This window comes from Ornithinibacillus proteolyticus, assembly GCF_039581225.1.
GTDB classification, from domain to species: Bacteria; Bacillota; Bacilli; order Bacillales; family Amphibacillaceae; genus Ornithinibacillus; species Ornithinibacillus massiliensis.
Genome location: NZ_JBCPXV010000078.1, coordinates 1 through 6792 on the forward strand (window position 1 = coordinate 1; position 6792 = coordinate 6792).

At 37.3% G+C, this 6792-nt stretch carries 8 protein-coding genes; 6 read left to right on the top strand and 2 right to left on the bottom strand.

Features of this window, described 5'->3' with window-relative positions; genetic code table 11:
- A partial coding sequence (locus tag AAIB49_RS18920; protein WP_343458946.1) for a hypothetical protein occupies positions 1–248 on the bottom strand: 248 nt, incomplete at its 3' end.
- A 34-nt stretch (positions 249–282) separates the two neighbouring features.
- Here AAIB49_RS18920 and AAIB49_RS18925 point away from each other — a divergent pair.
- The 6 genes from AAIB49_RS18925 to AAIB49_RS18950 all read left to right on the top strand — a co-directional run bounded on the left by AAIB49_RS18925 (position 283) and on the right by AAIB49_RS18950 (position 5456).
- Positions 283–738, top strand: coding sequence for a hypothetical protein (locus AAIB49_RS18925; protein ID WP_343458947.1), 456 nt, complete (start codon positions 283–285; stop codon positions 736–738).
- Positions 739–790: 52 nt separating this feature from the next.
- Entirely contained in the window at positions 791–1114 is a 324-nt protein-coding gene (locus tag AAIB49_RS18930) for a hypothetical protein (protein ID WP_343458948.1), read from the top strand.
- Positions 1115–1475: 361 nt separating this feature from the next.
- Complete coding sequence (gene spoIIQ, locus AAIB49_RS18935) at positions 1476–2345, top strand: stage II sporulation protein SpoIIQ (protein ID WP_343458949.1); 870 nt, start codon at positions 1476–1478, stop codon at positions 2343–2345.
- An 808-nt stretch (positions 2346–3153) separates the two neighbouring features.
- Complete coding sequence (locus AAIB49_RS18940; protein ID WP_343458950.1) at positions 3154–4185, top strand: AimR family lysis-lysogeny pheromone receptor; 1032 nt, start codon at positions 3154–3156, stop codon at positions 4183–4185.
- A gap of 704 nt (positions 4186–4889) precedes the next feature.
- Positions 4890–5156 (top strand): sporulation transcriptional regulator SpoIIID, encoded by a 267-nt coding sequence (spoIIID, locus tag AAIB49_RS18945; RefSeq protein WP_186868352.1) that lies wholly within the window; start codon positions 4890–4892, stop codon positions 5154–5156.
- 75 nt (positions 5157–5231) lie between these two features.
- Positions 5232–5456 carry a hypothetical protein gene (locus AAIB49_RS18950; protein ID WP_343458951.1) on the top strand — a complete coding sequence of 75 codons (225 nt, stop codon included), beginning with the start codon at positions 5232–5234 and terminating at the stop codon, positions 5454–5456.
- Between the two features lie 108 nt (positions 5457–5564).
- Here the strand turns inward: AAIB49_RS18950 and AAIB49_RS18955 are convergent, their stop codons facing one another.
- Positions 5565–6590 carry a nuclease-related domain-containing protein gene (locus tag AAIB49_RS18955; protein ID WP_343458952.1) on the bottom strand — a complete coding sequence of 342 codons (1026 nt, stop codon included), beginning with the start codon at positions 6588–6590 and terminating at the stop codon, positions 5565–5567.
- Positions 6591–6792 lie beyond the last annotated feature (202 nt).

Sequence of the window (6792 nt, forward strand, 5' to 3'; positions counted from 1 at the left end):
TCTTTAGAATCAGTGAGTGAATGTGGTGCAGAAGGGAAACTGTTCGGTGGGCCTTTAAGGCCGAGGCCGGTAATAGAGGCTTCCAGCCGCAGAGCAAACCACCAGTTCACACTGGTGGTTTTGATTGGTGCTAATTGGGGTGTACCAGCGAAAGCTAACACCACCTGCAATAATTTATAGAGATAATTTGGCTTTAATAATAGCTTTTTATAAATAATTCCTTGAGATATTAACAATTTTGTAGGCAACAGATTTTGTTACTAGTCAGTAGCAGTTTTATTAATGATTAGTATACTTCCTGCAATAGTAGGTGCTGAAGAGTTACAACCTGGGAAATGTGAAATGACTATTATTTCAAATAAACATGATTGGGATAATAGGGCTCAAGCTAGTGGCCCATGTGAAGGAAGAATTCAAGGTTACTATTTTGCTGAAACGAACACATTTCAGCTTGTCGGTGCAGTAACTATGGCTGTAACGCAAAACGGTCAGGAATTTAAAATGGGAACACCCCAACACCCATATGGACATTCCATATTAACGGTCTACATTCAAAAAGTAGAAGAACCTAAACCAACTCAACCTAAGGAAGAACCAAAACAAGAACCAAAACCAACCCAACCAAAAGAACAACCCAAGCAAGAAACCAAACCAAAAGACATCAACAAATACCAAACCGAAACAAGAAACATCAACCAACACAAGTCCAAAGCAAGAAACATCCACAACAACTATTAAACCGAAGCAAGAGGCATCTAATTCAACTAAACCTGAATCTAAACCATCATCAGTGACTCAGGACAATAAAACAGAAATTGCTCAGAAGGTAGACAAGCAATCCGAAACAAATGAAGAGAAAGAAGAAAAGTCTAAAATGTCTTCAACGGAGGAACAGGAAGCTGAATCTGAGGAATCTGGAGAAGAGGATTCTACCGAAGATGAGGAAGAAAATGAGTTGGCAAGTAGCGATATAGAAGAGGTAGCAAGCTCTTCTATAGAGTCTAAGCCTGATTCTAAATCTTCAATCTTACCTGGAGTGATTATCTCTATTATTCTTCTAGTAGGTGCTGGTACCGGAGGATTTATCTGGTATCGAAGAAGAAAAAGAGCCTGACTTAGATAATAGTTAAGCATATTTAATTAATCAAAAGTACGAAACCCAAATAGTATAGCTCAGTCTATGTCTATTTGGGTTTTTTATTGGAAGTGCTTAGTAAGCTTATTAGTAAAAAACACTTCTATAGTCATTTTTTTCTTACCCGATTCCCTCATTTTCTTGTTGCTTCGAGTACCTACTAAACATAAAAATAGCTGAAGAATTGGATATGAAACTCTCATAACTCCCCTTTTTCTGCTACGTAAATGTCTTAATATCCCCAAAAGGAAACGAAAAATGCATGAAAAAACAAAAAAAGTGTAAGAGAATGTATAGTTTTTTCCTTTTCTGTTCAGAATGGTTGTTGAGGTGATGTTAGATGAAAGAGGAAAACAAAGCGCCAAAAAAAGGTTGGCAAAGTATTTTCCGTAAAAAATGGTTTTTCCCTGCTGTATACTTAACGATTGCTGCAATTTTACTAGCAGTAGTAGTTTGGTATCAAAATATGGACAATCAATTACCACAGGCTGGGGATGACCAAGAATTAAGTGATGATTATAATCCGAATCCACATGAGGATGCACAGCCTGTAATGGAAAATCAAGAAGTTATCAAGATGCCTGTTGCCGATCAGGAACAAGCAGAAATCGTAACGAAATTCTTTGATTACAATGCATCCCAAGAAGATCAAGAAAGTGCACTGATCCTTCATAACAACCGCTATTATCAAAGCACAGGTGTTGACATCGTTTATCCAGACGGTGAGGCATTTGATGTATTGGCAGCACTTAGTGGATCCGTTATGGAAGTGAAGGAAGATCCATTACTAGGAAATGTTGTCATTCTATCACATGACAATGACGTGACAACTTATTATGCTAGTCTTGGAGAAGTTGGTGTGGAAGCAGGGGATGAAGTCAAGCAGGGTGATGTAATTGGTACTGCTGGAGAGAACCACTTCGGTAAAAACCATGGTACCCATGTACATTTTGAAATTAGAAAAGATGATCAAGTATTTAACCCTGAAGCATTCTTCAACCAACCTGTAAGTAAGCTGGATGAAGGCAAATCAGAGGATGTTTCCGAAGAGCAAGATACTTCTAGTACATCATCTGAAGAAGTAGATTCTGAAAATGTGGATGAGGAACAACCAGCAGAAAACGATAACGAAAATGATAGCGAAAACGAAAACGATAACGAAGATTCACCGGAAGATACTCCTGATTCATCTTCTGACTCAGAGGAGTAATGAAGAGAAATCCTAGCAATTTAACAAGCTAGGATTTCTTTTTCTTTTTAGAAGATAAGAAGTATAACAGTCTTTCAGGCTGATGGGACAGGGACACAATTAAAAGAAGTTAATGTAAAACGGAAGGATACAAGATACTAGCTCCGGATATAGGTGTAGTCGAAAGTGGACACACGCTCAGATACCCCGGGATGGACCACGAGTCTACTAGCAATGTTTACATAGTGGGCTTCCTCGGAGCGGGGATGCACGGAGGATTGCCTATGTAGTAGTTTGGCTTGAGCAGCCGCCAGGAACAAAGTAGGTACTGCGAAGGCATTTTCAAGTAGATGTCGTGCTTGTGCTCTGATAAAGCCCAAAGAATAAATTGCGAGGTTCTCCCTAAACAGATGTCACCCCCGAACTAAGTGCTAATATATTTCTGAAGCAAGGGTTTTGTTCCTCATTTGTACCATAAATCCTTTGTCTACCCCTCCTACTTATCCACTACAGTAACATCAATCTAACTAGTAAATTTTTCCTATAAATGCAGATTTAACACGATTGCAAAAAAACGCTGCAATATTATGTAATATTTCTATATAAAAAGTCCCTATTTATCGCTAAAATATCCGATAAATCATCATTTCTCCTGAAAAATATGTCGAACGATTACGACCCTTTTTCACTTGAATGTATGGTAATATGAATTAGTGAAAAAATACTAGATTTAATATATTGCATAAATACTAACTCTACCAAGAAATGTACTAATTCATAGATAACATGTGATATATCGTACAAGTTTGAAAGGGTGGAATAACCAAAAATGAGCTTCGGAAACCTAAATCTCCTAGCAGATAACATGGCGTCAATGGTAGAAAGTCCAGAATTAACAATCGGACAAGTTATCTTATTACTTTCCCAAGAACATGAAGAGCAAAAAGTGTTAGAATTAACTAGAAAATTTTGCTTACAAACGTCCTCCAAAGAGATTCAGAAAAAAGGAATGGAGTTTCTATATATTAATGGATATTTTGAGGATCTAAAAATATTAATTGCCAAAAACTCACTATCCAATGATGCCTCTAACCAAACCTGGGCGGAAGTATATCAAATTATGCTAGAACGTCGAATGAATGAGTCTTCCAGTATGGGAAAAATGAGAGCTAGGTTGAAGGAAATCAAAACGTCAGATCCTGAATTAAGATGCTTAATAGAAATTACCATTATAGATACCTATTTTTTCCAAATGGATTTTGGTAAGATTGGTAACTTCTTAGAAAAGCAATATGAACTGTTTGAACCAATTCAAGATAATTTCATGCTTTCCTGTTTAAACTTGAGACTATATCAAAAACTATTTTTCTATTATTGGAAGCGAAATGAATTAATAATTGCAAGGAAATATGCGTTTCGTGCATTGAACCAGACAAATAGTTCCCCAACTAAAATTGGCCTTCATATGAATTTAGGTTTATCTTACACATTTGATACGTACTACCAGGGTATGTACCATATGAAGGAAGCATTGAAAATAGCTAAGCAAAACAATCTTACGGGCTATGTCCGTCAAATAGAGAATTTTTCCATTCCATTTTTAGCTGCACATTTTCGTAAGCCAAATGGCATTATCACCGACGATATAAGTGAACAAGCGCATTTAGAAATTGCTAAAGGAAATAATGAGAAGGCAATTACGTTATTAGAGGATATTTATACGACTAGTCCGTTTAAGATGTACTATATGGGACTAGCGAAACAGGATAAGAACATTTTATCAGAAGCTTGTAGAATGTTTGTGGAAAGAAGTGACTATTTCTTTAGCAGGTTACCGATGACAGCCATGCAAAATCTCTAATTGGGTTATGATAGGATTCAGCTTTTGAAGGTAATGTCTTATACGAGAGGGGGAATAAAATGGAGAATATTAAAAAGTTAAGCTTTTGCCTATTTCTAAGTTTTATAGTTCTCTTCACGATAATTCAACCGGTTAGTTCAGTAACTGCAGATCCTGAGTATGGTACCGTCGACTAATATAATTTTGATAGCATAATAAGCTGAATCCTTTCATATATAACCAAAAGTGCCTCGTGTACTTTTGGTTATTTTTATGCCTGTTAATGGTAAATGGGGGAATTTTCTAACTAAAATTAAAAAACATCTTGTCCCCCTTGCGATTAAATGGAATTTTAATCATAATCCCCCCCATCCGTTAATAAAATGTTACAAACCAAGCATTCAGTAAGTCTGAGGTGAGAGCTTATGTGGCTCTTCTATTACACATCGTATTTGCTTGATTACATATAAACCTAACACATAAAATCGCAATGCATTTAAAACGTATACATACATATGAACATAACGTCTTTTCATTATATAAATTCCAATTTATACCATATATGTAACTAAGTACCTGTTAGCTATCGACGTCACAGCCACGGAACATCCATTCTTTACGTATTGTAAAGGTGGACAGTCGAAAAATGACCACTATTCATTTTTCGGATCACCTAGTCTCTGGAATGACACCTCAGAAATATTCAACATAGGGAGGCGAAAGGTGTGCACGATTACATCAAAGAAAGAACTATCAGGATCGGAGAGCATATCGTAGAAACAAGAAAGACCGTCCGGGTGATAGCAAAAGAATTTGGTGTTTCCAAAAGCACAGTTCATAAAGATCTAACAGAACGCTTACCAGAGCTAAATCCCGAATTAGCTCTAAAGGTAAAAGAAATTCTAGAATACCACAAATCTATCCGACATTTACGAGGAGGAGAAGCAACCCGAAAAAAATACAAAACCGAAGAAACGGGAGCCTCAGTATAAACAAGTACATGCAATGATCATCATCCTCTTAAGGAGGTGAATGGTAGGAGAGTACTTAACGTAAGGAGCAAGGTCTTGGCTAAGAAAAAGTATTTTCTTATTGCATGGGAGGTATGCAGAAGAGGGAAACGCACCCAGGGAGAGGGGTGCGTTTTTTTAGTTGGGGGGATGAGCTTGTTTGAAGGGGTGAGTCCGATGGAGAGAGATGGACCCGAGGTTGGAGGAGATGAGCCCGAGAGGAGAGGGAAGATGAGCGCGAGTGAGGAGAAGATAAGCCCGAAAGAGGTGGCACCAAAGTAGAGGGGGATAGTCCTACAGATTACATAAAAAAAGTTGCTGCAAAAAGAACCTGAAGGTAGAACTAAAAAGGCTCATATTCCTTGGAAGAATATGAACCTAAACATGGATTCAATCATTAAATATAGATTGTTTTCCTATTGGTAAAAAAGAATCTTGGGGGAATTTTTCTGATGGGGGACTATGGTACTTTCTGCCATAATTTTTCCCGGTAAATTCAAGATTCATTGAATAGAGGATGCGTCTTGTTGCTTTAGCGGACTTAAGTTGAAGAATTTCTCGACATGTTTGGTTTGTAATCGTTGGTTCAAAAAGCAAAAAATAATCTAAAATTTTTTGTTCATGTGCTTTAGCATCCTCTTTTCCACAATTTTGACAAACCCACTTACGTTTCTTATAGAGCAGTGGTGAGAAATTACAATGATTGCAGTTAATTCCATTAATAAAATGACGGCCTGTAATATTGTATTGTTTAATTAGATTAGGTTTTTGTGGAGTGTTTTCTTTTAGTAAACGTTTATTGAGTTTTCGTATAGTTGTATGATCGTATATGGTTTTGGTGTTGGTTTCGTAAAGTTGATCCAACAAGCTTGGCAGGGATTCAAGTTGTATGAAGTTGATAGGTGAAATAGTTTCGTCTAAATAAGTAAGAATTGAAGAGGGGTTTGTAGATACACCAAGTGTGTTAATGGGAATTGGTGGAAACCCAGTCTGTTGTAACCACGCAGTTAAGTGCCTTTTTTGTGTTTCTGCCTGTAAAATCGGATTTTTAGAAGCTTTCTTTTGGTTACCATCCACCTGGGCTAATTGCCTAGTGTTAGGGTTATATTCAAGCTGTCCTTTTAAATTTTTGCTTTCTATAATGAGTAGAAATGATGGGGTTATAATTAACGTATCAATTTGATAAAAGAATGGCCCAGTCTTCAAGCGAATTCCTTGATAAATATAGGCGTTTTTGTGAGGATAAGTGGAGACAATGTAATCCGTATTTCGCTCACCACGATAACCAGCTAGGTAACTCGCATATTCATCCTGGAGCGTTTGGTTTTCTCTATACTGTGGGAGGAGGTACCGGAATAGGGCCTCATAGCAAAGTAATACATACGGTTTCGTACGCTGTAGCATAATTTTCTTCAATAACAATCACTCCTTTATTAAATTTATCTCTTACATATATTTCTACAAAAAATAGCAAATTCCTTTTTTATTTGCTATTTTTGTGCGCTTGGCAGCGCTCCGAACTTAAGGGTGAAAGTCCCAAACACGCCGTAGTGGCGGAAGTGTATAGCTGACAGGCAGTGCATGCTCGTGAGGGAATGTGCGGAGGGCTTGAAGGCAA

What these genes read in the sequence shown, in the direction of transcription:
- AAIB49_RS18925 (WP_343458947.1), top strand. Translation starts at nt 283, where the DNA reads ATGATTAGTATACTTCCTGCAATAGTAGGTGCTGAAGAGTTACAACCT.
- spoIIQ (WP_343458949.1), top strand. Translation starts at nt 1,476, where the DNA reads ATGAAAGAGGAAAACAAAGCGCCAAAAAAAGGTTGGCAAAGTATTTTC.
- AAIB49_RS18940 (WP_343458950.1), top strand. Translation starts at nt 3,154, where the DNA reads ATGAGCTTCGGAAACCTAAATCTCCTAGCAGATAACATGGCGTCAATG.